The sequence below is a fragment of the Streptomyces sp. NPDC007905 genome (assembly GCF_042959345.1).
Classification (GTDB): Bacteria; Actinomycetota; Actinomycetes; order Streptomycetales; family Streptomycetaceae; genus Streptomyces.
Window position 1 is genome coordinate 41,046 of the sequence record NZ_JBIBKS010000035.1, and the last position, 22,122, is coordinate 63,167.

Sequence of the window (22,122 nt, forward strand, 5' to 3'; positions counted from 1 at the left end):
TCGGCCGCGGCGGCGCGGAGGGGGAGCCGCCGCGGCCGAGGTGTGTCCGGAGCATGGGGCGCCGGCCGACCAGCACGGTGCGCCGGCAGAACCGCCCGGTTGTCCACAGGGCAAGCGGCAAGTCGCGAATTCTGCGATCTTGCCCGGGTGAAGCGAAGGGACTTGAGGGCACTGGCGGACCGGGGCGTCCTGCTCACCTCACGTGCCGTCGAGGCCGGCTGGCCCCGGCGCAGCCTCTCGCGTGCGCTGCGGGCACAGGGCTGGACCCGGCTTCGGCACGGCGCCTGGGCCGAGCCGGAGCGCGACCCCGACCTGCTCACCCGCCTCCGGGCCGTGCTGCTCCGCGAACCCCGGCTGATCGTGAGCCACGGTTCAGCAGCTGCCCTCTGGCGGATCGAGACGCTCGACGGTGGCCGCAAGGCGCCGCTGGAGTTCATCGACCCGCACCTCACCCTCCGCCGCGTGGGCAGCGGCGTACGCGTACACCGGATGCCGCTCAGCACGCGGGACGTGGTGGAACGGCAGGGGTTACGGCTCACCAACCCGCCCCGCACACTCGCCGACCTGCTCCGGCGCGGTCCGAGGGACGCGGCGATCGTCGCCGTGGAATCGGCACTGACCTACCGCCGGGTCGGACACGTCCGCCGCGCACCGCTCACCGAGCCGGACGAGATCACCGCCGCGCTGCAGTCGGCCTTACAGGGATCGGTCCGGGCCCGGAACTGGCTGCGCCTGAGCGACCCGCTCGCCGGTTCTCCTGCGGAGACCATTGCCCGACTGCGCATGTACGACGCCGATCTCCATCCCGAGAGCCAAGCCGAACTGCGCCCCCCGGACGGCCACCGCCGCGTCGTCGACTTCCTGTTCCGGTCGGCAGGGCTGGGCGTGGAGATCGAGGGGTACGCCTACCACGGCACCCGGGACGCCCACCGCCAGGACATCGCCCGCTACAACCAGCTCCTGCGATGCCCGGAGATCCGCAGCCTCCTCCGCTTCAGCGCCGAGGACGTTTTCCACCGGCCTGCGTACATGATCGAGGAGATCAGGGCCGCCCTGGCCGACCTGGCCGACCAGGCCGAACCTGGCCGACCTAGCCGGTGATTCCCAGCGACCGTGGGGCCGCCCGCAACATGGCCGGTGATCCCCAGCGACCGTGGGACCGCCCGCTCCATGGCCGGTGATCCCCAGCGACCGTGGGACTCCTGGCCAGTGATTCCCAGCAACCGTGGGGCCGCCCGCTTCCTGGCCAGTGTCGTGCTTCCGCGAGCCGAGTAAAGGGCGCTCCCGTTCCGCTGCGCTCCACTCCCGCGTCGCCTACGGCGATGGCCCTCCGGGCCACCCTTGACTCGCCTCACTCCAGCACGGGTGAGAAGCGAGCGGGCAGCCCGGGGAAAGTGGCCGGCTCAGGCCTGTTGGTCCCTTGGGTGGGCTGCGTTCACGGCGTTGGCGGAGAAGCGCGGGAGCGGGGCGGGGGCACGCCGGGTGACCTCGGCGGCTTGCGGCCGGTGGGGGAGGGCGCGCTCCCCCGTCGCCTCAACGCCAGGTTGGATGGCGGCTTGCGGCCGGTGGGGCGGGCCGTTCCTCCGCGCCTGCACGCCGGGAGAGCTCGGCGGCTTGCGGCCGGTGAGGGCAATCACTGGGAGCGCGGCCCCTCCTCGCCTGCACGCCGGGTGACCTCGGCGGCTTGCGGCCGGTGGGGGAAGGCTCGCTCCCCCGTCACCTGCACGCCGGGCGAGCTCGGCGGCTTGCGGCCGGTGGGGGGGTGGGGCAGGGGGCTCAGTGACGGACGTTGCCGAGGGCCGGAGTTCCGGGGCCAGCGTGAGAGCCAGCGGCTGGCGTGAGGGCTGGAAACGGGGATGGCGGTGCGTCGGCAGAGCTATCGGAAGACTTGGGCCACGCCTGCCATCAACGTCCTGCGGGATGTCCTTGCCCAGCTGGCCCAAACCTTCCAATCCCCCAAGTCGTGTGATGGTTGGGACTGGTGTGACCGCTCACTGTGACGGATGGGACTGGTGGGGCTGCCTCGCCCAGGGGTTGCCGACACCCCCGGCGCCAGCCCCCAACCCCCCGACCGCAAGCCGCCAAACCCACCCGGCGTGCCCCCTCCCGCGCGCGCCCACCCCCCACCCGCAAGCCGCCGAACGCACCCGCCGCGCAGGCGAGGTGGGTCGCGCCCCCTCCGCCAACGGCTCACACGCAGCCCACCCAAGGGCCCGGCAAGGCTCAGTCGGCCACTTTCCCCCGGCCGCCCGCTCGCTTCTTCCCCGTGCTGGAGCGAGGCGTGTCAAGGGTCGGCCGTAGGCCGATCGGCGCAAGCCGACGCGGGAGTGGAGCGCAGCGGAACGGAGGCGCCCTTGACTCGCCTCGCGGAAGCACGACACTCGCCAAGAAGCGGGCGGCCCCACGGCAACCCGGCAACACCGGTTCCCCTCGATTCCCAGCGGGCGGCCCAACGGCAACTCTTCAGCCCCGGTGCCCCCGGTGCCCCAGCCCGCCTATTCCCCCCGGTCCCCCCAGCCCGCCTACTCCCCCCAGTCCCCCCTGCGCCCCCGTCCCCCCTTCCTCAGCTCCCTCGCCCCCTCAACTCCCCCTTCACTACCTTTCCGCTCGCGTTGCGTGGGAGGTCCTGCACGAACTCCACCGACCTCGGCACCTTGTAGTTGGCCATCTCTCGGCGGGACCAGGCGATCAGGTCGTCGGACGTGAGCAGCGAGCCCGGGCGGCGGACGACGTAGGCCTTGCCGACCTCCCCGAGCCGTGCGTCCGGTACGCCGATCACCGCCACGTCGGCCACGTCCGGGTGGGTGCCGAGCAGTTGCTCTATCTCCGCCGGGTAGGCGTTGAAGCCGCCGACTATGAACATGTCCTTGAGGCGGTCCGTGATGCGCAGGTTGCCAGAGGCGTCCAGGACGCCCACGTCCCCGGTGCGCAGCCACCCGTCCGGCGACAGCACCTCCCGTGTCGCCGCCGGGTCCTCGTAGTAGCCCCGCATGACGTTGAAGCCCCGGACCAGTACCTCCCCGGGCGTGCCGGTCGGCACCGGTGTGCCCTTCGCGTCGACCACCTTCAGCTCCGTACCGGGGATCGCCCGGCCGGACGTGGCCGCGATCGCCGAGGGGTCGTCGCCGCGGCGGCACATCGTGACGATGCCGCCGGCCTCGGAGAGGCCGTACGCCGTGAGGACCGTTCCGATGCCGAGTTCGCCCCGCAGGCGTTCCACCAGCCGCAACGGCACCACCGCCGCGCCCGTCACCACCAGGCGCAGGGCCGACAGGTCGTGGGCACCGCGGGAGGAATGGTCCAGGAGGGACTGGTGGAGGCTGGGCGGCCCGGGCAGTACCGAGACCCGTTCCGCCGCTATGTTCGCCAGCGCCGTGTCCACGTTGAACACCGGCTGCGGGATCATCGTCACCCCGCGCATCAGGCACGCGATCACTCCGGCCTTGTAGCCGAAGGTGTGGAAGAAGGGATTGACGATCAGGTAGCGGTCCGTGGTGCGCAGGCCTGCCAGGTCCGCCCAGATCTCGTAGGCGCGCAGGGTCTGTTCGTGTGTGATCACCGCGCCCTTGGGGCGGCCCGTCGTCCCCGAGGTGAAGATGATGTCCGACAGGCTTCCACCGTCCAACTCCGAAGCCAGGCACAGAAGTTCCGGGCTCCCCACGCCCTCACCTCCCGCCAGGAAGTCCTTCCAGGCGAGGAAGCCCTGTGGTGCGTCGCCGGAGAGGACCACCACCTGCCGCAGCGCCGGCAACCCGGGCAGCGGGTGACCGGCACCGTCGGACGCCCCCGCCGCACGCCTCAGCGACGCGACGTACGACGTGCCGAGGAACGTGCCCGTCACGAACAGCAGCCGGGCCCCGCTGCGGCGCAGCACGTCCGCCGCCTCCCCACCCTTGAAGCGCGTGTTCAACGGCACGAGCACCGCGCCCGCCGACACCGCGCCCAGCGCCGCGACGATCCAGTCCAGGGAGTTGGGTGCCCAGACCGCCACCCGGTCGCCCACCCGCACCCCGCTCGCCAGGCAGGCGGCGGCGGCTCGCTCCACCCGGGCGCCCAGTTCCGCGTACGTGATCCTCGTACGGCCCTCGACCACCGCCTCGGTGGCCGCGTACCGCTCCGCCGACCATCGCACCAGACCCGGGATGGTGCCCCAGTCACTCATAGCAGCCCCCTACGCCGCAGCTGACTGTCCGTCAGATTAGCTGTAACCTGACGGGCTGTCAGCAGAGGAAGGGTGGGTGCACCATGGCAGGAACGGGGCTGAAAGACGCCACCGCCATCGTCGGGATCGGGCAGACCGCCTTCGCCAAGCACCTCCCGGAGGACGAGAGGACCCTCGCCTGCCGGGCTGTTCTCGCCGCCCTCGACGACGCCGGGATCGCGCCCGGCGAGGTCGACGCCCTCGCCTCCTACACCATGGAGGAAACCGACGAGGTGGAGCTGGCGAAGGCCGTCGGGTTCGGGGACCTCACCTTCTTCAGCAAGGTCGGATTCGGGGGTGGCGGCTCCTGCGCCACCGTCGCGCATCTCGCCGCCGCCATCACCGCCGGGCAGGCCACCGTCGGGGTCGCCTGGCGCTCGCGCAAGCGGGGCAGCGGCCCCCGGCCCTGGACCAACACCACCGTCCAGCTGCCCACTCCGGCCCAGTGGACCCGGCCCTTCGGGCTGCTCCGGCCCGCGGACGAGATCGCGATGCTGGCACGGCGGTACATGCACGAGTACGGGGCCACCCGCGACCATCTCTTCAACGTGGCCCTCGCCTGCCGGAACCGGGCCAATCAGAATCCGGCCGCGGTCATGTACGAACGGCCGCTCACCCGCGAGATGTACATGACCTCGCGCTGGATCAGCGAGCCGCTGTGCCTCTTCGACAACTGCCTGGAGACGGACGGGGCACTGGCCTGTGTGGTGGTCAGCAGGGAGCGGGCCCGGGACTGCGCCAAGAAGCCCGTCTACGTCCACTCCACCGCCCAGGGGCTGCCCGCCCAGCACCACGGCATGGTCAACTACTGGAACGACGACCCCCTCACCGGCCCGGCCTGGACCGCAGCCCGGCACCTGTGGAAGCACGCCGACTTCACGCCCGAGGACGTCGACGTTGCGCAGATCTACGACGCGTTCACGGCCCTCGTCCCCCTCTCCCTGGAGGGGTACGGCTTCTGCGGGAGGGGCGAGGGCGGGGCCTTCACCGAGCAGGGTGCCCTGGAGATCGGGGGGCGGCTGCCCGTCAACACCGGTGGCGGCGGGCTCTCCGAGGCCTACGTGCACGGCTTCAACCTCATCAACGAAGGGGTGAAGCAGCTGCGCGGCACCAGCACCGCGCAGGTTCCGGGGGCCGCCACCTGTCTGGTCACCGCAGGCGAGGGTGTCCCCACCTCCGCCCTCCTGCTGAGGAGTTGAGCCGGCATGCTGACGCCCGTCACCGACACCGACGGCGCCCCCTTCTGGGAGTACGCCGCCCAGGGCGAGCTGCGGGTCCAGGCCTGTGCCGACTGCGCCGAGCCCCGCTTCCCGCCCCGGCCCTGCTGCCCGCACTGCCAGTCCTTCGCGAGCGAGTGGCGTCCGGTCTCGGGGCGCGGACGCGTGTGGTCGTACGTCATGCCGCATCCGCCGCTGCTGCCCGACTATGCCGCGCAGGCGCCGTACAACGTGGTGGTCGTGGAGCTGGAGGACGTACCCCGGATACGGCTGGTCGGGAATCTGGTCGCCCGTCCCGGAGCCCCGCTCGACTCCCTTGATCCCCGCCGCATCCGGATCGGCGCCCGGGTGCAGGTGGTCTTCTCCGGCGGGCTTCCGCAGTGGGTGCTCGCGTGAACTCCGTGCGCTACGACGCCGACAAGGGCACCGGTGTCGCCGTCGTCACCCTGAACCGGCCCGAGCGGCTCAACGCCATCGACGTGGAGATGGCACGCGAACTCGGCGGGCTGTGGCGCGAGGTGCGGTTCGACGACTCCGTGCGGGCCGTCGTCCTGACCGGGGCCGGGGAGCGGGCCTTCAGTACGGGGATCGACCGGGGCGTGGTCGTGCCGCAGCCCTCGTCGCCGTACATGCAGGACGATCCGCTGCTGTCGATCGGGCCGAAGGCGAACGACCTGTGGAAGCCGGTCGTCGCCGCGGTGCGCGGGATGGCCTGCGGGGGCGCCTTCTACCTGCTCGGGGAGAGTGAGTTCGTCGTCGCGGACACCACGGCCACCTTCTTCGATCCGCACACGACGTACGGGATGGTCAGCGCGTACGAGTCCGTGCTCATGGCGCAACGGATGCCGTACGGGGAGGTGGCGCGGATGATGCTCATGGGGGCCGCGGAACGGATCTCCGCGCAGCGCGCCCATGCCATCGGGCTCGTGTCCGAACTCACCGAACCGGGCGCCGCGTTGGACGCGGCCGTGCGCTGTGCAACCGTCGTCGCCGGGAGTCCGGCGGAGGCCGTGCAGGGGACCGTACGGGCGTTGTGGGCGGCCAGGGAGGCGGCGTGCGCGCAGGCGTTCGCGCAGGCGCCGCATCTCATCGCGCTCGGGAATCTGCCGACGGAAGGGCAGGCCGAGCTGTTCGCCGGCAGACGGTCCGCCGGGCGCTTCCGGGTGCGGTGAGCAGGGCGGTCAGTCCGCGTCGGCCTCCGGTTCCACCCGGCAGTGGTCGATCAGGTCCGCGTTCCCCGAGTCGGGCTTCACCCTGACCGTCGCCCGGCCCTTCGCCGGCACGGTGACATACGTGTAGCCGTAGTCGGCCTCGGCATCGGAGCCGTCCCGGAAGGAGACGTCGACGCTGAAGGTGCCCTTGCGGTCGTTCGGGTTCGTGACCTCGACCGTCGCGTACGGCTTCTTCTCGGTCGCACAGCTGATCAGCTTCGCCGTCCCGTCCCGCAGCGGCTTGCTGCCGCCGCCGGAAGGGGTGGAGGTGGCCCGGTGGGTCGGGCGCCGGGTGTAGTGGTAACCCCCGCCGGTGCTGCCACTCGTACCGCTGCTGCCGTAGCTGGCTTCGTCCGAGTCGTCGTACGACCCGCCCCCCGACGTGGACGAGGACGAACTGTCGTGATCCTGGTGGGAGCTGCTGCACCCGCCCCCGCCTGCGCCCCCGTGGCGGCTGTGGTGCCGTCCGGTCGAGAAGCCGGTCAGGCTGAGCACCACGAAGGACAGTACGGCCGTGAACTTGAGCGCGCGCGTCCGGCTTTGCATGTGCATGCCAGCAGCTTATCGGCCGGTGGCACCGCCTGGCGGGTGCTGGGCACCGGAGGTAGCGTCAGCCGTGAGACGGCCGCCGTCCGAGGCCCTTCCGTGTAAACCGGTGCGACGGCCGTCACGCACTCAGGCCGTCCGCGCCGTCCCCGTCCCCTTCTCCGCGTCCAGCGCGTATACGCAGCGGTCCTTGCTGCACGCGTACACCACCCCGTCCTTGACGACCGGCGAGCCGGTGATCTCGCCGCCGGTGGCGAGCTTCCAGCGCAGTCGGCCGTCGTCGGCCTTGAGGGTGTAGAGGAGGTGGTCGGTGGAGCCGAAGTGGATGCGGCCCTCGGCGACCACGGGGGCGCCCGCGACGTCGCCGCCGGCCTGGAAGCGCCACTTGGGGGTGCCGGTGACCGCGTCCAGGGTGTACAGGCCCTTGCCGCTGCCGACGTGGACGTGCCCGGCCGCCACCAGGACCGGCTCGATGGAGGAGCGGGCCTCGGTGGCGATGCGCCAGCGGTCGCGGCCGTCGGTGGCGTCCAGGGCGTAGACCGTGCCGAGGTAGTCGGCCAGGTAGATGCCGCCGCCGGTGACGGCGGGGCCGGGCGCGAAGGCGGGCGGGCACAGGAACACCGCCGGGGCCTCGAAGTGCCAGCGCACCATGCCGCTCGCCACGTCGATCGCGAGGACGCGGGTGCCGGCGGAGACGTAGACGTAGCCGTCGGGGGCCGGGGTGATGCGGACCGGGACGCCGCCGCAGGAGGCCGCGTCCCCGATGGGGTACGACCAGCGCTCCTCGCCGGTGCGGGCCTCCAGGGCGCGCAGGCGGGCGTCCTGCCAGACGTAGACGGTGCCGTCGTGGACGGCGGGGCCCGCCTCGGGGGACTCGAAGTCGGTCTGGCAGCCGGTGATCTCCCACAGCTTCTGGCCGTTCGCGGCCTCCCAGGCCTGGACGCCGCCGCCCCGGGTGCCGGTGACGACCGTGCCGTGGGCGGCCTGGAGGGAGTACACCCAGGCGTCCGTGGACAGCCGCCACAGGTCGCCGCCCTCGCGGGCGTCCAGGGCGAACAGGGTGGGGCCGTCGGAGGCGTAAATGCGGCCGTCGGCGACCGCCATGGACCAGGCCACGTCCCGGGTCTTGAAGCGTCGGCGGCCGGTGGCCACGTCCAGGGCGTGCACCTCGAAGGAGGTGACGTAGACGAGGTCGCCGTCCACGGACGGGGTGCCCCAGAGGTCGTTCGACATGCGGAAACGCCAGGGGCGCCAGCCGTTCGCCGTCTCCGGGGACACCGGCGGCGCGGGCGGTACGGCGGGGTCGGCGCCGTTGACGCCGGGGCGGGGGCGGGACCAGCCGGCGACCAGGCCGGCCTCCGGCGGGGGCGCCTTGACGGCGGCGGCGCGGGCGTCGGCGACCCGCGGGCCGGGCCCGATGGGCACCGGGGCGCCGGCCAGCCGGACCGGGCCGGTGTCGGGGGCGCCGACCGGGACCACGGGGTCGTAGGACGGGGGCGGGGGTACGGCCGCTCTGCCCGCGCTGCGCGGGCCGGAGGCCGTGGGGGCCGGCTTGACCGCGGGGCGGCCGCCGCGGCGGGCCTCGATGAGGCCGACCGCCTTCTCGGGCAGCCAGGCGGAGGCGGTGCCGCTGTCGTCGGAGCCGGAACCGAAGAGGTGGGGGGCGAGCTGGGCCTGGAGGTCGGCGGGGTTGGGCCGGCCGGTGGCCTCCATCTGCATGCAGGACTCGATGAGCGGGCGCAGCTCGTCCGGCAGACCGGTGAGGTCCGGGCCCTCGCGGAGCAGCATGAAGACGGTCTCGACGGGGTTGGCGCCGTGGAAGGGCGGGTGTCCGGTGGCGGCGAAGACCAGCATCGAGCCGAGCGAGAAGACGTCGCTGGCGCCGGTGACACTGCGGGAGTCCTTGGCCTGCTCGGGGGACATGTAGGCGGGGGTGCCGACGGCGACGTTCGTCATCGTCAAACGGGTGTTCGAGACACCGGAGGCGATGCCGAAGTCGATCACCCGGGGGCCGTCCTCGACCACCAGGACGTTCGAGGGCTTCAGGTCACGGTGGACCAGACCCGCCCCGTGGATGGACTGCAGGGCCTCCGCCACGCCCGCCGCCAGCCAGCGCACCGCCTGGGCCGGGAGCGGCCCGCACTCGTTCACTATCTCCTCGAGGGAGGGCGCGGGGACGTAGGCCGTGGCCAGCCAGGGCACGGCGGCGCGCGGGTCGGCGTCGACCACGGCCGCCGTGTAGAAACCGGAGACCGCGCGGGCCGCCTCCACCTCCCGGGTGAAGCGGACGCGGAAGAGCTGGTCCTCGGCCAGCTCGGTGCGGACCGTCTTGATCGCCACACGCCGGCCGGACGCCGAGCGTGCGAGATAGACCAGCCCCATGCCGCCGGCCCCCAGCCGGCCCAGCACCTCGAACGGCCCGATCCGCCGCGGATCGTGCTGCGTCAGCTGATCCACCACTTGCCTGCCACCTCCCCGTACGAGCCGCGCCATCCACATATGTACGCGACCGAAGTGCAGCGTCTCACCACCGCACCGCCATGGCGGCACGCACCCCGATTCTTCCTGGCCGGGCGGCTGGTTGCGAACCCGGTGACGAATCGGGGTGTCTCATGCCGAATAAGGTCATTTCATCGCTGTAGTGCCGCGCATCACGACCGCATCACGACCGCATCACCGCTGCAATACCGCGAACGACGCCCCCTGATTGTCGGTGACGACGGCCACTCGTCCGTACGACGTCTCGAAGGCCGGCGCCTGGACCCGGCCGCCGAGCCGCTGCACGGCCCCGACGGCGTCGTCCAGGTCCGTGACCCGGAAGTGGGCGAGGAAGTGCGGTGGCATCTCGGCCGGGAAGACCTCGGAGACGTCGGCGCGGCCGAAGTCGGGCTCGGCGTCGGAGCCGAACAGTGCGTCATGGAAGAGGTCGCCGTAGAAGGCGTTCGCGGCGGCGGTGTCGCGGGTGTACAGCTCGGCCCAGACGAAGGTGTTCGGCTCGCGCCGCCGTTCGAAGCCGGCGTGGGTGCCGGGCTGCCACAGGCCGAAGACCGCGCCCTCCGGGTCGGCGGCCAGGGCGGCGACCCCGAGGTCGCCGAGCGGGAACGGGGCCATGACCACCTGCCCGCCGGCCGCGGTGATCCGCCGGCCGAGGGCCTCGGCGTCCGAGGTCGCGAAGGAGACCGTCCAGACGGTGGGCATACGGCCGTCCGTCTTGGGAGCCAGCGAGGCGACGAGGTCGCCGTTCAGCCGGGCCCACACCGAGGAGCCGTACGCCTCCTCGAAGGTCCACCCGAAGAGCTCACCGTAGAACCGCTTGCCCGCCTCGACGTCGGGCAGCTCGGCGTCCACCCAGCAGGGGACGCCCTCTGCGTACGCCTCTTCGTTCCCGGATGCCCTGTTTTCGGCCATGCCGCCAAAGTAACCGTGCCGCGCACACCCCGCAGACCAGCCACACCACCCCGAATACCCCCGTGCACCCCATTTGCAGTCGGCCGAATCGCGCTCTCATCCCCCCTCGGTAAGCTGACGGCATGACAGGACAAGTGCGTACCGTCGACGGCCGCGTGGCCGGCCGGCGTGGGCAGGCGACCCGGCAGAAGCTGCTCGACTGCCTCAGCGAGATGCTCAGCTCCTCCCCCTACCGGGACGTCAAGGTCATCGATGTCGCCAGGAAGGCGGGCACTTCGCCCGCGACCTTCTACCAGTACTTCCCGGACGTCGAGGGCGCCGTCCTGGAGATCGCCGAGCAAATGGCCGCCGAGGGTGCCGGGTTGACCGAGCTGCTCGAAGGGCGCACCTGGACCGGCAAGGCGGGGTGGCAGACCGCACAGGAACTCGTGGACGGCTTCCTGGAGTTCTGGCGGAAGAACGAGGCGATCCTACGCGTGGTGGACCTCGGCGCCGCCGAAGGGGACAAACGGTTCTACAAGATCCGCATGAAGATCCTGAACTCGGTGAACAACTCCCTCGCGGAGTCCATTACCGAACTGCAGTCCAAGGGCAGGGTCGACAAGGACGTGAACCCGGCGGCGATCGCCGGCTCGCTCGTCGCGATGCTCGCGGCGGTGGCCGCGCACCAGAAGGGTTTCTCCTCCTGGGGCGTCAAGCAGGCCGAACTCAAGCCCAACCTGGCGCTGTTGGTCCACCTGGGCGTGACGGGCAAGAAGCCGACGAAGTAGCCCACGGCCCTTTTTCCCGGTCCAAGTCCTGTCCGGCAGGCGGCGGTTCACTTGCGATGAGCCACCGCCTGCTGCGCTATGCGGGCAGCGCCCGGTCCCGCACCACGTGCTTCATCACCAGCGTCGAGGTCAGCCGCTGCACCCCCGGCAGGGTCGCGAGCCGCTCGTCGTACAGCCGCTGGAAGGCGGCGAGGTCGGCGGTGGCCACCCGCAGCAGGTAGTCGGGCTCGCCGAACAGCCGCTGGGCGTCCAGGACGTGTTCCAGCTCGCTGACCGCCCGCTCGAACTCCGCGACCGTGTCCCGGTCCTCCTGCCGCATGGACACGAAGACCAGCGCCTCGAAGTTCAGCCCGAGCGCGGTCGCGTCCACCACCGCCCGGTAGCCCTGGATGGCGCCGGATCGCTCCAGCTCGCGCAGCCGCCGGTGGCAGGGCGAGACACTGAGGCGCACCCGGGCGGCCAGCTCGGTCACGGTCAGCCGCCCATCCTGCTGCAGCTCGGCAAGGATTTTCCGGTCCACGTCGTCCATGAAGAAGATTATTGCTCAGTATCGGCGATCATGGGCAAACTTCAGGAACACTTTCGGGCCATTCACGCCTAATGTCCCCAGCATGAACTCGGGACTGCTCCTCTCCTTCCTCGCTGTGGACCTGCTGCTGGTGTGCGTGCCGGGCGCGGACTGGGCGTACGTCATCGCGACCGCCCTGCGCGGCCGCGGGGTGCCGCGCGCGGTGGCGGGCCTGGTCTGCGGGTACGCCCTGCACACGGTCCTGGCGACGGCGGGCCTGGCGGTGCTGGTGGCGGGCTCGCCCCGGCTGCTGACGGCACTGACGGTGGCGGGTGCCGGGTACCTGCTGTGGCTGGGCTGGGGGGTGCTGCGCCGGCCGGCCGCTCCGGGGGCGGCCGACGAGGCGCCGGGTGCCGGCCACCGCCTGTTCCTCCGGGGCGCCACGATCAGCGGGCTGAACCCGAAGGGCCTGCTGCTCTACCTCTCCGTGCTCCCGCAGTTCCTCACCCTGCGGGGCGCCCACCTGCCCGTGACCGTGCAGACGGCCACGCTCGGCGTGCTCCACATGGCCTGCTGCGCGGCGGTGTACCTCACCGTGGGCACCCTCGCCCGCGCCCTGCTGGCGGCCCGCCCGGCCGCGGCCCGCGCCGTCACCCGCACCTCGGGCGCTGCGATGCTCGGAATCGGCGCGTTCCTGCTGGTGGAGCGGTTGTCGACGCTCTGAGTAATCGGCGCGCGCACGCCGTGCGCACCCTCGCCCCGACCCGGTACGACGTGCCCTGCCTCCGGGTATCCCCACGGCGCCGACGCCGGAAAGGCGGAAAGGCGGAACGGAGGAACGGCGGAACGGCGGAAGGAAGGGGAAAAGGAGAGCGCTCACCTCCGGACGAGCCGGAACAGCCGGATCTCCCGGTCGACCCGCGCCTGGTAGGCGGCGTACGGCGGCCAGAAGGCGAGGACCGCCTGCCAGGCCGCCGCCCGCTCCTCGCCGGTCAGCAGCCGGGCCGTGACCGGGATGTCCTCACCCTTCCAGCTGACCGCCGCCTCCGGATGGGCGAGCAGGTTGTGCGTCCAGGCGGGGTGTCCGGTCCGGCCGAAGTTGGAGCCAACGAGGATCCAGCTCTGTCCGGCCGCCTCCGCCTCGGGCATGCAGGCGAGCGGGGTCCTGCGGGGCAGTCCGCTGCGGGCGCCGGTGGAGGTGAGGATCACCCCGGGCAGCAGCCGGGCGCTGAGCAGCACCCGGCCCCGGGTGAGCCGGTGGACGGCTCGGTCGAGGGCCGGGACCACATGCGGGGCGGCCTTGGCGAAGGCCCGGGTGGCGGACACCCTCTGCACGAACCGCACGCCGCCGGCCATCAGACCGCCACCTCCCCGCGCACGAACAGCCCGGCCTCCTCGGCGGCCCGCTCCCGCAGCCGGTGCACCGGCCCGAAGAGCAGCTCGTCCCCGGCCGCCCGTTTGAAGTACAGGTGGGCCTCGTGCTCCCAGGTGAACCCGATCCCGCCGTGCAGCTGGATCGCCTCCCCGGCCGCACACCGCAACGCCTCGAGCGCCTGCGCGAGCGCGAGCCGGCCCACGCGTTGCCCATGAGCGGTCGCCCAGGCCGCGTAGCAGGCGGCCGAGCGTGCGGCCTGCACCTCGACGTACACGTCCGCGAGCCGGTGCTTCACCGCCTGGAAGGACCCGACGGGCCGTCCGAACTGCTCCCGCTGCCCGACGTACTCCACGGTCCGCTCCAGCGCCCGGCCGGCGGCTCCCACCGCTTCGGCGGCGAGCACGGCGGCCGCGGTGTCACCGAGTTCCGAGAGGGCGGCAAGCACGTCCTGGTCGGCTGAGCCCAGCAACTCGGCCGCCACGTCGCGCAGCTCGATCCGCCCCTGCGGCCGGGTGGCGTCGAGCGCGGTCCGCCGGGCCCGTACGATCCCCACGGCGTCCCCCTCGACCAGGAACAGCAGGGTCCGGGACCGGGCGAACCCCCCGGTGTGCGCGGCGACGACGAGCAGGCTCGCGCAGTGTCCGTCCAGCACCTGGTCGGCCTGCCCGTACAGCCGCCACCCGTCCGCGCCGTGCCGGGCCTGCACACCCCCGGCCCGGCCCCCACCGGCCCACTCCCCGCCGTTGCCGCCGGTCAGGGCGAGGGCGGTGGTGAGGGCGTGCCCGGGGACGGCGAGGGTGGCGGTGCGGGTGCCGGCGGCGAGCGGGGGCAGGAGCGCGGCGCGTTGCGCCTCCGTCCCGAGGGCGAGGATCAGCGGGGCCGCGAGCACGGAGCCGGCCAGCAGCGGGGAGGGTGCGAGAGCGCGTCCGGTCTCCTCGCAGGCGAGGGCGAGTTCGGTGGTCGAGCAGCCGACACCGCCGTAGGCCTCGGGGAGGGCGAGCCCGGGCAGTCCGAGCTGGTCGGCGAGGGCGGACCACAGGGCGGGGTCGTACCCGGCCGGGCTGTCCACGGCCGCCCGCAGCTCCTCGGCGCCACAGCGTTTGTGCAGCAGCTCGCGCAGGGTGCGGCGGATCTCGTCCTGCTCGGCGGTGAGGCGCGTGTCCATGGCTGATCCGATCCCTCCGACCTGATCTGACGGTTCGTCATATTAGGCCCGGTCGGGAGGGAAACCCAGAGGCGCGACACCTGCCGCGGCCCGCCGCATCTGATGTACCGTCAGATTCATGAAGCCCGGGAACCGGAAGGTCGCCGTGGCCGGGGTGGCCCTCTCCGACTGCGGCCGCATGGACGACGCGACCCCGTACGCCCTGCACGCCCAGGCGGCCCGCCGCGCCGTGGCGGACGCGGGCCTGGACCGCGCCCTGGTGGACGGCTTCGCCTCGGCGGGCCTCGGCACGCTGGCCCCGGTGGAGGTGGCGGAGTACCTGGGCCTGCGCCCCACCTGGGTGGACTCCACCTCCGTCGGGGGCTCGACCTGGGAGGTCATGGCGGCGCACGCGGCGGACGCGATAGCGGCGGGCCACGCGAACGCCGTCCTGCTGGTCTACGGCTCGACGGCGCGCGCGGACATCAGGGCGGGCCGCAGGACGGGCAACCTGTCCTTCGGCGCGCGCGGCCCGCTCCAGTTCGAGGTCCCCTACGGCCACACACTGATCGCCAAGTACGCGATGGCGGCCCGCCGGCACATGATCGAACACGGCACGACAATCGAGCAGCTCGCCGAGGTGGCGGTCCAGGCCAGGGCCAACGCGGCCCTGAACCCGCAGGCGATGTTCCGCGACCCGATCACCGTCGACGACGTCCTGGACGGGCCGCTGGTCGCCGACCCGTTCACCAAGCTGCACTGCTGCATCCGCTCGGACGGCGGGGCGGCGGTGCTGCTGGCGGCCGAGGAGTACGTGCCGGACTGCCGCACCCGCCCCGTGTGGATCCTCGGCACCGGAGAGCACGTGTCCCACGCCGCGATGTCCGCGTGGCCGGACTTCACGGTCTCCCCGGCGGCGGTGAGCGGCAGGCTCGCCTTCGAACGGGCCGGGGTGCGGCCGGCCGAGATGGACTTCGCGGAGATCTACGACGCCTTCACCTACATGACCCTGGTGACCCTGGAGGACCTGGGCTTCTGCGGGAAGGGTGAGGGCGGGGCGTTCGTGGAGAAGGGCCGGCTGCTGGTGCGGGGCGGGGAACTGCCGGTGAACACCGACGGGGGCGGCCTGTCGGCCCAACATCCCGGGATGCGGGGACTGTTCCTGCTGGTGGAAGCGGTACGGCAACTGCGCGGGGAGGGCGGTGACCGGCAAGTCCGGGCCCGTGACGGCGCGTTGCCGCGCCTAGGCGTCGCCTCGGGAACGGGCGGCTGGTTCTGCTCCTCGGCAACGGTGGTACTGGGCCGGGACTGAGGGCGTCCGGGTCCGGGGCGCGGCGGCGCGCCATCCGGGCGGCCGGTGCACCGCCCCGGGCGATACTCGACCCATGGCACAAAAGGATCTCCATGACATGCTGCGGTCCCTGCGGGTGTGGGCACCCGGGGTGACGGAGCTACGGCCCTTCGACCCGGACAAGGCGCCGCCGACACCGCTTCACCTGTTCACGAGCTGGTTCGTGGAGGCGGTGGAGGCGGGCCAGCCGGAGCCGCACACGATGTCACTCGCGACGGCCGACGAGGACGGCAGGCCGGACGTGCGGATCGTGATGCTGCACGGCGCCGACGCGGACGGCTGGTCCTTCGCGAGCCACGCCACGAGCCGCAAGGGCCGGGCCCTGAGCGCCCGCCCGTACGCGGCCCTGGCCTTCTACTGGCCGGTGCTGGGCCGGCAGGTGCGGGTACGCGGTTCGGTCGCGTCGGCGCCGTCCCAGGAGAGCCAGGCGGACCTGCACGCGCGCTCGACGGGGGCGCTGGCGGCGGCGCTCACCGGACGGCAGAGCGAGGAGCTGTCCTCGGTGGAGGAGCTGCGGCAGGCATCGCAGGCCGCCTGGGAGCGGGCCCGGCAGAATCCGACGGAGCCCTCCGAGACCTGGACCCTGTACCGGCTGCGGCCCGAAACGGTGGAGTTCTTCCAAGGGGACCCCGACCGCAGGCACGTGCGACTGGAGTACCGGCGCACGGAGTTCGGGTGGAGCAGGGGCCTGTTGTGGCCGTGACGCCCGCCGCTCAGCCCCCGAACTCCCACACCGCGAAGTCCGCCACGCCCCGGTAGCCGATCCGCTGGTACAGCCCGTTGCTCGTCGGATTCGCGAGGTCGGTGAACAGGAACACCTCCCCCGCACCGCGCTCCACAGCGACCCGGCTCACCTCGGTGGTCACCGCGCCCGCGTATCCGCGGCCGCGCAGGTGCGCCGGGGTGTACACCGGGGCCACCCGGACCTGGCCGGCGATCCGCGGTGTCACGCCGGCCATGGACACCGGGGTGCCGTCGGGCGCCTGCCACAGCGTGATGCCGCCGTACGCGATGCGGGCGTCGGCCCATTCGGCCGGGTCCTGGCCGGCGCGCAGGCCGGCGGCGTCGGCGAACTCCCGCTTCCAGCGCATCAGCAGTTCCCGGTCCCCGGCCCCGGCAACCCGCGGGCGGCCCGGCGGCAGCGGCCGCGGCTCGCGCAACCTGCCCAGCCGGTACAGCCGTTTCCGCTCCAGGAGCCGGCCCGACGCTCCGCTGCGCCGGTGCCAGGCGTCCGCGAACGCCGCCGCGGTGTCCCGTTCGGCCGAGACGCCGGACACCGCACGGCCCAGGTCTGCCAGGCCGGACGCCAGGGCTTCGGCCTCCCGGCCGGTGAGCGGGGTGACGTTCACCGGGTGCGGTGGCGTGTGGAACAGGGCCGCCCGCACCTCGCCCTTGTCGTCCCCGAGCCATCCGAACACCGGGGCCTGCGCGCCGTAGACGTGCAGGCACCGCGTGCGCAGCGCGTCCGTCACGGTCAGCGGCACCGTGTGCAGGGCCGGCCGGGAGCGCAGGAAGCCGCCGGCGCGGGAGAGGAACTCGTCCAGATCGTCGGTCAGTTGCCAGGTCCCCGGATGCATCCCTCCATGATTCGGGTCAGCCGCCCGGCTTGAACACCGGTTTTCCCTCCCGGAACGTCAGCCGCAGGGCCATGCCGGCCACCGCGTCGTCCCCCGCGCACTCCACCAGCTCCGTCATCATCCGCGGCCCCTCCGCCAGGTCCACCACCGCGGCGACGTACGGGGTGCGGTCGCCGAAGGGCGGAAGGTCGTTGCGGTGGACCGTGGACCATGTGTAGAGGGTCGCCCGGCCGCTCGCCTCCTCCCAGGCGACCTCCTCGCTCCAGCAGTGCGGGCAGAACTCGCGGGGGTAGTGGTGGGCCCGGCCGCAGTCCCGGCAGCGGCGGATCAGCAGGAGCCCCGTGGCGGCCGCCTCCCAGTAGGGGCGGGTGAAGCCGTCGGCCTCGGGGATGTCGAAGCGTGCCGTGCTCATCCGAACCACCCCAGCGCCGCGTCCAGCGACCAGGTCTGCCACGCCATGCCGAAGAAGCCGACCAGCGAGATCAGCGCCATCATCGAGTTCTGGCCCTGTTCCGCCCAGTCGTGGATCATGAGCACGAAGTAGAGGGCGTTCAGGACCAGACCGCCGAGCAGGGCCGCCGGGGTCAGGAAGCCCAGAATCAGGCCGAGCCCGAGGGCGAGTTCGGCGTACGCCACGATGTACGCCATCAGCTTCGGCCTCGGTTTCACCACCGTCTCGAAGCCCGCCCGCACCGGGGACCAGCGGTGCCTCGCCGCCACGTCCGCCGCCCAGGCGATGCCCGCCCCACGCTCGAACCAGGCCTTCTTGTCCTTGTGCCGCCAGCTCTCCAGCCACCACAGGCCGAGTCCTATGCGCAGCACCGCGAGCCACTCCGCGCCGTCGAGCCAGATCGCGTCCATGGATCTGACGGTACGTCAGATTCCGGAGAAAGCCGAGGGGGGGCCGCAGTCGATCGGCCGTGCGACGACCATGCGCACCTGGGCACGGCGGTGCGGTTCTTCACCATGTGCGCCCCTTTCCCGAACACCCGTGATCAATCCGCAACCAATTCCGGTCTTGACCGAGACCCATCAACGGAGTGCGTGATTACGCTCCCGCTCATGGCCGTCTCCCGTCCCTCCCCCGTGCACCTCTCCCCGACCCCCGCCGACCGCCCCGTCTTTGTGATCGGCGCCGGTCCCGGCGGACTCGCCGCCGCCCACGCGCTGCGGGCGCGGGGCATCCGGGCGGTGGTCCTGGAGAAGTCCGACCAGGTGGGTGCCTCCTGGCGGCAGCACTACGACCGGCTCCAGCTGCACACCACCCGCCGACTGTCGGCCCTGCCCGGCCTCCCGATGCCCCGCAGCTTCGGACGCTGGGTGTCCCGGGACAACGTGGTGCGGTATCTCGAGAAGTACGCCGAGCACCACGAGCTGGAGATCGTCACCGGTGTGGAGGTGTTCCGCGTCGAGCGGGCCGCGGACCACACGGCCGGCGAGGGCTGGCTGCTGCACGCCTCCGGCGGCCGGGAACTGACCGGCAGCGCGGTGGTCGTCGCCACCGGCTACAACCACACCCCGCGCGTGCCCGAGTGGCCGGGCCTGGACGGCTTCGGCGGGGAGTTCTCGCACGCCGGCCGGTACCGCAACGCCGAGCCCTACGCGGGCCGTGACGTACTCGTCGTGGGCGTCGGCAACACGGGCGCCGAGATCGCCGTCGACCTGATGGAGGGCGGGGCCGCACGGGTGCGGCTGGCGGTGCGCACCGCCCCGCACATCGTGCGCCGCTCGACCGCCGGCTGGGCCGCCCAGTACACGGGCGTACTGGTACGGCGGCTGCCGGTGCGGCTCGTCGACCGGCTCGCCCGGCCGCTGGCGAAGATCAGCACGCCGGACCTGTCCGCCCACGGGCTGGCGCGTCCGGACACCGGGCTGTACAGCAGGGTGCGGGAGGGTGCCATCCCGGTCCAGGACGTCGGCCTCATCGACGCCGTACGGAAGGGGAGGGTGGAGGTCGTGGCCGCCGTCGAGGGGTTCGAGGACGGGAAGGTGGTCCTCGCCGACGGGAACCGGATCTCGCCCGACGCGGTGATCGCGGCCACGGGATACGTCCGGGCACTGGAAGGGCTGGTCGGGCATCTGGGGGTGCTGGACGGGCGCGGGAAGCCCGTGGTGCACGGGTCGCGCACTCCGGCGAACGCGCCCGGCCTGTACTTCACCGGGTTCACCAATCCCATCAGCGGGATGTTCCGCGAACTGGCGATCGACGCGGAGAAGATCGCCAAGGCGGTGGCAAGGGCGCTCTCCTGACCGGAGACAAGCCGGTGGCAAGGGCGCTCTCCCCGGCGGTGGCAAGGGCACCGGCCCAGCCGGAGACAACTTCGCCGCTCCTCAACCATTCTTGACGCCGTGTCAGTTCAGTAACCTGACAGAGCGTCAGTTATGGCTGTCACACAGGAGCGGGCGGAACGATGCTTGGATCAACCCACGGCACCCTCACCACCGACTCCCGCCGGGCCCCGGTCATCGCCTGCGGTGAGCAGCGGCCCGGACCCGCCGTCCACGGCCGGGCCGACTCCATGGACGGCGGCTCCGACGGTGCCGACCTCGATGTCGGCGGCCGGCCGCTGCATGCGGACGTACCGGATCTGGCGCGGTTCTTCAGGCCCGAGTCGGTCGCCGTGATCGGTGCCTCGGACGCCGGGGGCCGGCCGAACACCGGCATCACCCGGCAACTGCTGGACTGGGCCGAGCGGGTGGGGGCCCGGGTGCATCCGGTGCATCCGACCCGGCCGTCCGTCTTCGGCATTCCCTGCACCGCCTCCGTCGCCGACCTGCCCGAGCAGGTCGACCTGGCCGTGCTGCTGGTGGCCGATCCGCTGCCGGTGATCGAGGAACTCGCCGAGGTGAAGGTGCGGTTCGCCGTCGCCTTCGCCTCCGGGTTCGCGGAGACCGGCGAGGCGGGGGCCGAGGCTCAGGAGCGGCTCGCGGACGCCGTACGGCGCTCGGGGCTGCGGCTGCTCGGGCCCAACACCAACCTGAACGCCTTCGAGCGCTTCCGGGAGGACCTGGACGGGCCGGCGATCGCGCTCATCACCCAGTCGGGGCACCAGGGCCGGCCGGTCTTCGCCCTGCAGGAGCTGGGCATCCGGCTCTCGCACTGGGCGCCGACCGGCAACGAGGCCGACCTGGAGAGCGCCGACTTCATCTCCTACTTCGCCGAGCAGCCCGAGGTCGGCGCCATCGCCTGTTACGTCGAGGGGCTGAAGGACGGCCGCGCCTTCCTGCTGGCCGCCGACCGCGCCGCCCGCCGCGGGGTGCCGGTGGTCGCGGTGAAGGTGGGCCGCACGGAGGCGGGGGCCCGTACGGCCGCCTCGCACACCGGCAAGCTCACCGGCGCCGACGACGTGGTGGACGCGGCCATGCGGCAGTACGGCGTGATCCGCGTCGACGGACTGGACGAACTGCAGGACACCGCCGCCCTGTTGGCGCGGGCCCGGGCCCCGCGGGCCGAGGGCGTCGTCGTCTACTCCATCTCCGGCGGCACGGGGGCCCATGTCGCCGACCTGGCCGCCGGGACCGGGCTGCGGCTGCCGACACTGTCGCAGGACAGGCAGGCCGAGCTGCACCAGTGGATCCCCGAGTACCTGAGCGTGGCCAACCCGGTGGACAGCGGCGGGCATCCGGTGGGCGACTGGCGCGGCCGGAAGATCATCGACGCGATCCTCGCCGACCCGGAGGTGGGCGTGCTGATCTGCCCGGTGACCGGGCCCTTCCCACCGCTGAGCGACACGCTCGTACGCGATCTGGTCGAGGCCGCCGAGGAGACGGACAAGCTGGTGTGCGTGGTGTGGGGATCGCCGGTCGGCACCGAGCCGGCGTACCGGGAGGTCCTGCTCGGCTCCTCCCGCGTGGCCACCTTCCGGACCGTGGGCAACTGCCTCACCGCCGTGCGCGCCTGGCTCGACCACCACCGCTTCGTCGGCGGCTACCGCTCCCCCTTCGACGACGCCCCGCGCACCCCGTCCCCCTCCTTCCGCAAGGCAGCGGCCCTGATGCGGCCCGGGCAGCAGCTCAGCGAGCACGCGGCCAAGCAGCTGCTGCGCGCCTACGGCATCCGGGTGCCGCGCGAGCAACTGGTGACCAGCGCGGCCGCCGCCGTACGCGCGGCCGGGCAGGTCGGCTATCCGGTGGTGATGAAGGCGTCCGGCGCCCGGATCGCCCACAAGACCGAGCTGGGCTTGGTGAAGATCGGTCTGACCTCGGCCAGCCAGGTACGGGACGCCTATCGCGAGCTGACCGACATCGCCCGCTACGAGGATGTCCCACTGGACGGCGTCCTGGTGTGCCAGATGGTCGAGCAGGGCGTGGAGATGGTCGTCGGGGTGACGCACGACGACTTGTTCGGGCCGACCGTGACCGTGGGTCTCGGCGGAGTGCTGGTGGAGGTGCTGCGCGACGCCGCCGTACGGGTGCCGCCGTTCGGCGAGGAGCAGGCCCGCGACATGTTCGCCGAACTGCGCGGGCGGCCCCTGCTGGACGGGGTCCGGGGACGGCCGCCCGCCGACCTCGACGCACTCGTGGAGGTCGTCCTGCGCGTGCAGCGCATGGCGCTCGAACTCGGCGAGCGGATCGCGGAGCTGGACATCAACCCGCTGCTGGTGCTGCCCCGCGGGCAGGGCGCGGTGGCGCTGGACGCGCTGGTGGTCTGCCGTTGACTTCCTCCCCCGCCTAAAGGCGGGGGATTCCAGCGGTCGCCCGCTGGGGTTCCTGCTTCACCGACGACCGCCCCGTCCGGGAGGACTCCCGTTGAGGTCTTACACCGTCTCCACAGGCAGACGCCGCCAGCCCGGCGGCCAGGATGTTGCGTGCCG

The 22,122-nt window shown here is 72.6% G+C and carries 20 protein-coding genes and 1 pseudogene; 10 read left to right on the plus strand and 11 right to left on the minus strand.

Features of this window, described 5'->3' with window-relative positions:
• The first annotated feature begins 147 nt into the window (after positions 1-147).
• Positions 148-1,101 (plus strand): hypothetical protein, encoded by a 954-nt coding sequence (locus tag ACFZDC_RS38075; protein ID WP_391331175.1) that lies wholly within the window; start codon positions 148-150, stop codon positions 1,099-1,101.
• Between the two features lie 1,462 nt (positions 1,102-2,563).
• Here ACFZDC_RS38075 and ACFZDC_RS38080 read toward each other — a convergent pair.
• Complete coding sequence (locus ACFZDC_RS38080; protein WP_391331177.1) at positions 2,564-4,162, minus strand: FadD3 family acyl-CoA ligase; 1,599 nt, start codon at positions 4,160-4,162, stop codon at positions 2,564-2,566.
• A gap of 83 nt (positions 4,163-4,245) precedes the next feature.
• Between ACFZDC_RS38080 and ACFZDC_RS38085 the strand changes: the two genes are divergently transcribed.
• Genes ACFZDC_RS38085 through ACFZDC_RS38095 form a run of 3 tightly spaced genes read left to right on the plus strand, consistent with a single transcriptional unit; the run spans position 4,246 to position 6,590 of the window.
• Positions 4,246-5,400 carry a lipid-transfer protein gene (locus ACFZDC_RS38085; RefSeq protein WP_391331179.1) on the plus strand — a complete coding sequence of 385 codons (1,155 nt, stop codon included), beginning with the start codon at positions 4,246-4,248 and terminating at the stop codon, positions 5,398-5,400.
• Between the two features lie 6 nt (positions 5,401-5,406).
• Entirely contained in the window at positions 5,407-5,814 is a 408-nt protein-coding gene (locus ACFZDC_RS38090; RefSeq protein ID WP_391331181.1) for an OB-fold domain-containing protein, read from the plus strand.
• The gene (locus ACFZDC_RS38095; RefSeq protein WP_391331183.1) at positions 5,811-6,590 is read left to right on the plus strand and encodes an enoyl-CoA hydratase-related protein; all 780 of its coding nucleotides are present in this window, start codon (positions 5,811-5,813) and stop codon (positions 6,588-6,590) included. Before ACFZDC_RS38090 ends, ACFZDC_RS38095 begins: the two co-directional genes overlap by 4 nt.
• A gap of 9 nt (positions 6,591-6,599) precedes the next feature.
• Here the strand turns inward: ACFZDC_RS38095 and ACFZDC_RS38100 are convergent, their stop codons facing one another.
• The 3 genes from ACFZDC_RS38100 to ACFZDC_RS38110 form a co-directional block, all read right to left on the minus strand.
• A complete protein-coding gene (locus tag ACFZDC_RS38100) occupies positions 6,600-7,181 on the minus strand; it encodes a hypothetical protein (RefSeq protein WP_391331185.1) in 582 nt (193 codons plus the stop codon).
• 123 nt (positions 7,182-7,304) lie between these two features.
• Complete coding sequence (locus tag ACFZDC_RS38105; protein WP_391331188.1) at positions 7,305-9,635, minus strand: PQQ-binding-like beta-propeller repeat protein; 2,331 nt, start codon at positions 9,633-9,635, stop codon at positions 7,305-7,307.
• Between the two features lie 213 nt (positions 9,636-9,848).
• A complete protein-coding gene (locus ACFZDC_RS38110; RefSeq protein WP_391331190.1) occupies positions 9,849-10,583 on the minus strand; it encodes a VOC family protein in 735 nt (244 codons plus the stop codon).
• A gap of 122 nt (positions 10,584-10,705) precedes the next feature.
• On the opposite strand from ACFZDC_RS38110, the gene ACFZDC_RS38115 reads away from it, so the two are divergent.
• Entirely contained in the window at positions 10,706-11,353 is a 648-nt protein-coding gene (locus ACFZDC_RS38115; RefSeq protein ID WP_391331192.1) for a TetR family transcriptional regulator, read from the plus strand.
• A 76-nt stretch (positions 11,354-11,429) separates the two neighbouring features.
• Here ACFZDC_RS38115 and ACFZDC_RS38120 read toward each other — a convergent pair whose 3' ends face one another.
• Positions 11,430-11,882: an Lrp/AsnC ligand binding domain-containing protein gene (locus ACFZDC_RS38120; protein WP_391331194.1), complete on the minus strand. Its 453-nt coding sequence runs from the start codon at positions 11,880-11,882 to the stop codon at positions 11,430-11,432.
• 82 nt (positions 11,883-11,964) lie between these two features.
• On the opposite strand from ACFZDC_RS38120, the gene ACFZDC_RS38125 reads away from it, so the two are divergent.
• Entirely contained in the window at positions 11,965-12,585 is a 621-nt protein-coding gene (locus ACFZDC_RS38125) for a LysE family transporter (protein ID WP_391331196.1), read from the plus strand.
• A 152-nt stretch (positions 12,586-12,737) separates the two neighbouring features.
• On the opposite strand, the gene ACFZDC_RS38130 is transcribed toward ACFZDC_RS38125, so the two are convergent.
• Both ACFZDC_RS38130 and ACFZDC_RS38135 read right to left on the minus strand, forming a co-directional pair.
• Positions 12,738-13,217, minus strand: a complete 480-nt coding sequence (locus tag ACFZDC_RS38130) for a nitroreductase family deazaflavin-dependent oxidoreductase (RefSeq protein WP_391331198.1) — start codon at positions 13,215-13,217, stop codon at positions 12,738-12,740.
• A complete protein-coding gene (locus tag ACFZDC_RS38135) occupies positions 13,217-14,401 on the minus strand; it encodes an acyl-CoA dehydrogenase family protein (protein ID WP_391331200.1) in 1,185 nt (394 codons plus the stop codon). Before ACFZDC_RS38135 ends, ACFZDC_RS38130 begins: the two co-directional genes overlap by 1 nt.
• 118 nt (positions 14,402-14,519) lie before the next feature.
• Between ACFZDC_RS38135 and ACFZDC_RS38140 the strand changes: the two genes are divergently transcribed.
• The gene (locus ACFZDC_RS38140; RefSeq protein WP_391331203.1) at positions 14,520-15,692 is read left to right on the plus strand and encodes an acetyl-CoA acetyltransferase; all 1,173 of its coding nucleotides are present in this window, start codon (positions 14,520-14,522) and stop codon (positions 15,690-15,692) included.
• Positions 15,693-15,765: 73 nt separating this feature from the next.
• Positions 15,766-16,434, plus strand: coding sequence for a pyridoxal 5'-phosphate synthase (locus ACFZDC_RS38145; protein WP_391331205.1), 669 nt, complete (start codon positions 15,766-15,768; stop codon positions 16,432-16,434).
• A gap of 10 nt (positions 16,435-16,444) precedes the next feature.
• Here the strand turns inward: ACFZDC_RS38145 and ACFZDC_RS38150 are convergent, their stop codons facing one another.
• The 3 genes from ACFZDC_RS38150 to ACFZDC_RS38160 are packed head-to-tail and all read right to left on the minus strand — an operon-like array spanning position 16,445 to position 18,169.
• Positions 16,445-17,308: a GNAT family N-acetyltransferase gene (locus ACFZDC_RS38150; RefSeq protein WP_391331207.1), complete on the minus strand. Its 864-nt coding sequence runs from the start codon at positions 17,306-17,308 to the stop codon at positions 16,445-16,447.
• A gap of 16 nt (positions 17,309-17,324) precedes the next feature.
• Positions 17,325-17,720, minus strand: a complete 396-nt coding sequence (locus ACFZDC_RS38155) for an OB-fold domain-containing protein (protein ID WP_391331209.1) — start codon at positions 17,718-17,720, stop codon at positions 17,325-17,327.
• Positions 17,717-18,169, minus strand: a complete 453-nt coding sequence (locus tag ACFZDC_RS38160; RefSeq protein ID WP_391331211.1) for a DoxX family membrane protein — start codon at positions 18,167-18,169, stop codon at positions 17,717-17,719. The genes ACFZDC_RS38155 and ACFZDC_RS38160 overlap by 4 nt, the downstream gene beginning before the upstream one ends.
• A gap of 201 nt (positions 18,170-18,370) precedes the next feature.
• Between ACFZDC_RS38160 and ACFZDC_RS38165 the strand changes: the two genes are divergently transcribed.
• Together ACFZDC_RS38165 and ACFZDC_RS38170 are read left to right on the plus strand one after the other, a co-directional pair.
• Entirely contained in the window at positions 18,371-19,558 is a 1,188-nt protein-coding gene (locus ACFZDC_RS38165) for an NAD(P)-binding domain-containing protein (RefSeq protein WP_391331213.1), read from the plus strand.
• A gap of 161 nt (positions 19,559-19,719) precedes the next feature.
• Positions 19,720-21,966 carry an acetate--CoA ligase family protein gene (locus ACFZDC_RS38170; RefSeq protein ID WP_391331215.1) on the plus strand — a complete coding sequence of 749 codons (2,247 nt, stop codon included), beginning with the start codon at positions 19,720-19,722 and terminating at the stop codon, positions 21,964-21,966.
• 13 nt (positions 21,967-21,979) lie between these two features.
• On the opposite strand, the pseudogene ACFZDC_RS38175 reads toward ACFZDC_RS38170, so the two are convergent.
• A pseudogene (locus ACFZDC_RS38175) lies at positions 21,980-22,122 on the minus strand (RNA-guided endonuclease TnpB family protein); the annotation flags it as partial.

Coding starts and splice junctions, on each gene's coding strand:
- ACFZDC_RS38080 (WP_391331177.1), bottom strand. CDS start 4,162: ATGAGTGACTGGGGCACCATCCCGGGTCTGGTGCGATGGTCGGCGGAG.
- ACFZDC_RS38085 (WP_391331179.1), top strand. CDS start 4,246: ATGGCAGGAACGGGGCTGAAAGACGCCACCGCCATCGTCGGGATCGGG.
- ACFZDC_RS38090 (WP_391331181.1), top strand. CDS start 5,407: ATGCTGACGCCCGTCACCGACACCGACGGCGCCCCCTTCTGGGAGTAC.
- ACFZDC_RS38100 (WP_391331185.1), bottom strand. CDS start 7,181: ATGCACATGCAAAGCCGGACGCGCGCGCTCAAGTTCACGGCCGTACTG.
- ACFZDC_RS38110 (WP_391331190.1), bottom strand. CDS start 10,583: ATGGCCGAAAACAGGGCATCCGGGAACGAAGAGGCGTACGCAGAGGGC.
- ACFZDC_RS38115 (WP_391331192.1), top strand. CDS start 10,706: ATGACAGGACAAGTGCGTACCGTCGACGGCCGCGTGGCCGGCCGGCGT.
- ACFZDC_RS38120 (WP_391331194.1), bottom strand. CDS start 11,882: ATGGACGACGTGGACCGGAAAATCCTTGCCGAGCTGCAGCAGGATGGG.
- ACFZDC_RS38125 (WP_391331196.1), top strand. CDS start 11,965: ATGAACTCGGGACTGCTCCTCTCCTTCCTCGCTGTGGACCTGCTGCTG.
- ACFZDC_RS38130 (WP_391331198.1), bottom strand. CDS start 13,217: ATGGCCGGCGGCGTGCGGTTCGTGCAGAGGGTGTCCGCCACCCGGGCC.
- ACFZDC_RS38135 (WP_391331200.1), bottom strand. CDS start 14,401: ATGGACACGCGCCTCACCGCCGAGCAGGACGAGATCCGCCGCACCCTG.
- ACFZDC_RS38140 (WP_391331203.1), top strand. CDS start 14,520: ATGAAGCCCGGGAACCGGAAGGTCGCCGTGGCCGGGGTGGCCCTCTCC.
- ACFZDC_RS38145 (WP_391331205.1), top strand. CDS start 15,766: ATGGCACAAAAGGATCTCCATGACATGCTGCGGTCCCTGCGGGTGTGG.
- ACFZDC_RS38150 (WP_391331207.1), bottom strand. CDS start 17,308: ATGCATCCGGGGACCTGGCAACTGACCGACGATCTGGACGAGTTCCTC.
- ACFZDC_RS38155 (WP_391331209.1), bottom strand. CDS start 17,720: ATGAGCACGGCACGCTTCGACATCCCCGAGGCCGACGGCTTCACCCGC.
- ACFZDC_RS38160 (WP_391331211.1), bottom strand. CDS start 18,169: ATGGACGCGATCTGGCTCGACGGCGCGGAGTGGCTCGCGGTGCTGCGC.
- ACFZDC_RS38165 (WP_391331213.1), top strand. CDS start 18,371: ATGGCCGTCTCCCGTCCCTCCCCCGTGCACCTCTCCCCGACCCCCGCC.
- ACFZDC_RS38170 (WP_391331215.1), top strand. CDS start 19,720: ATGCTTGGATCAACCCACGGCACCCTCACCACCGACTCCCGCCGGGCC.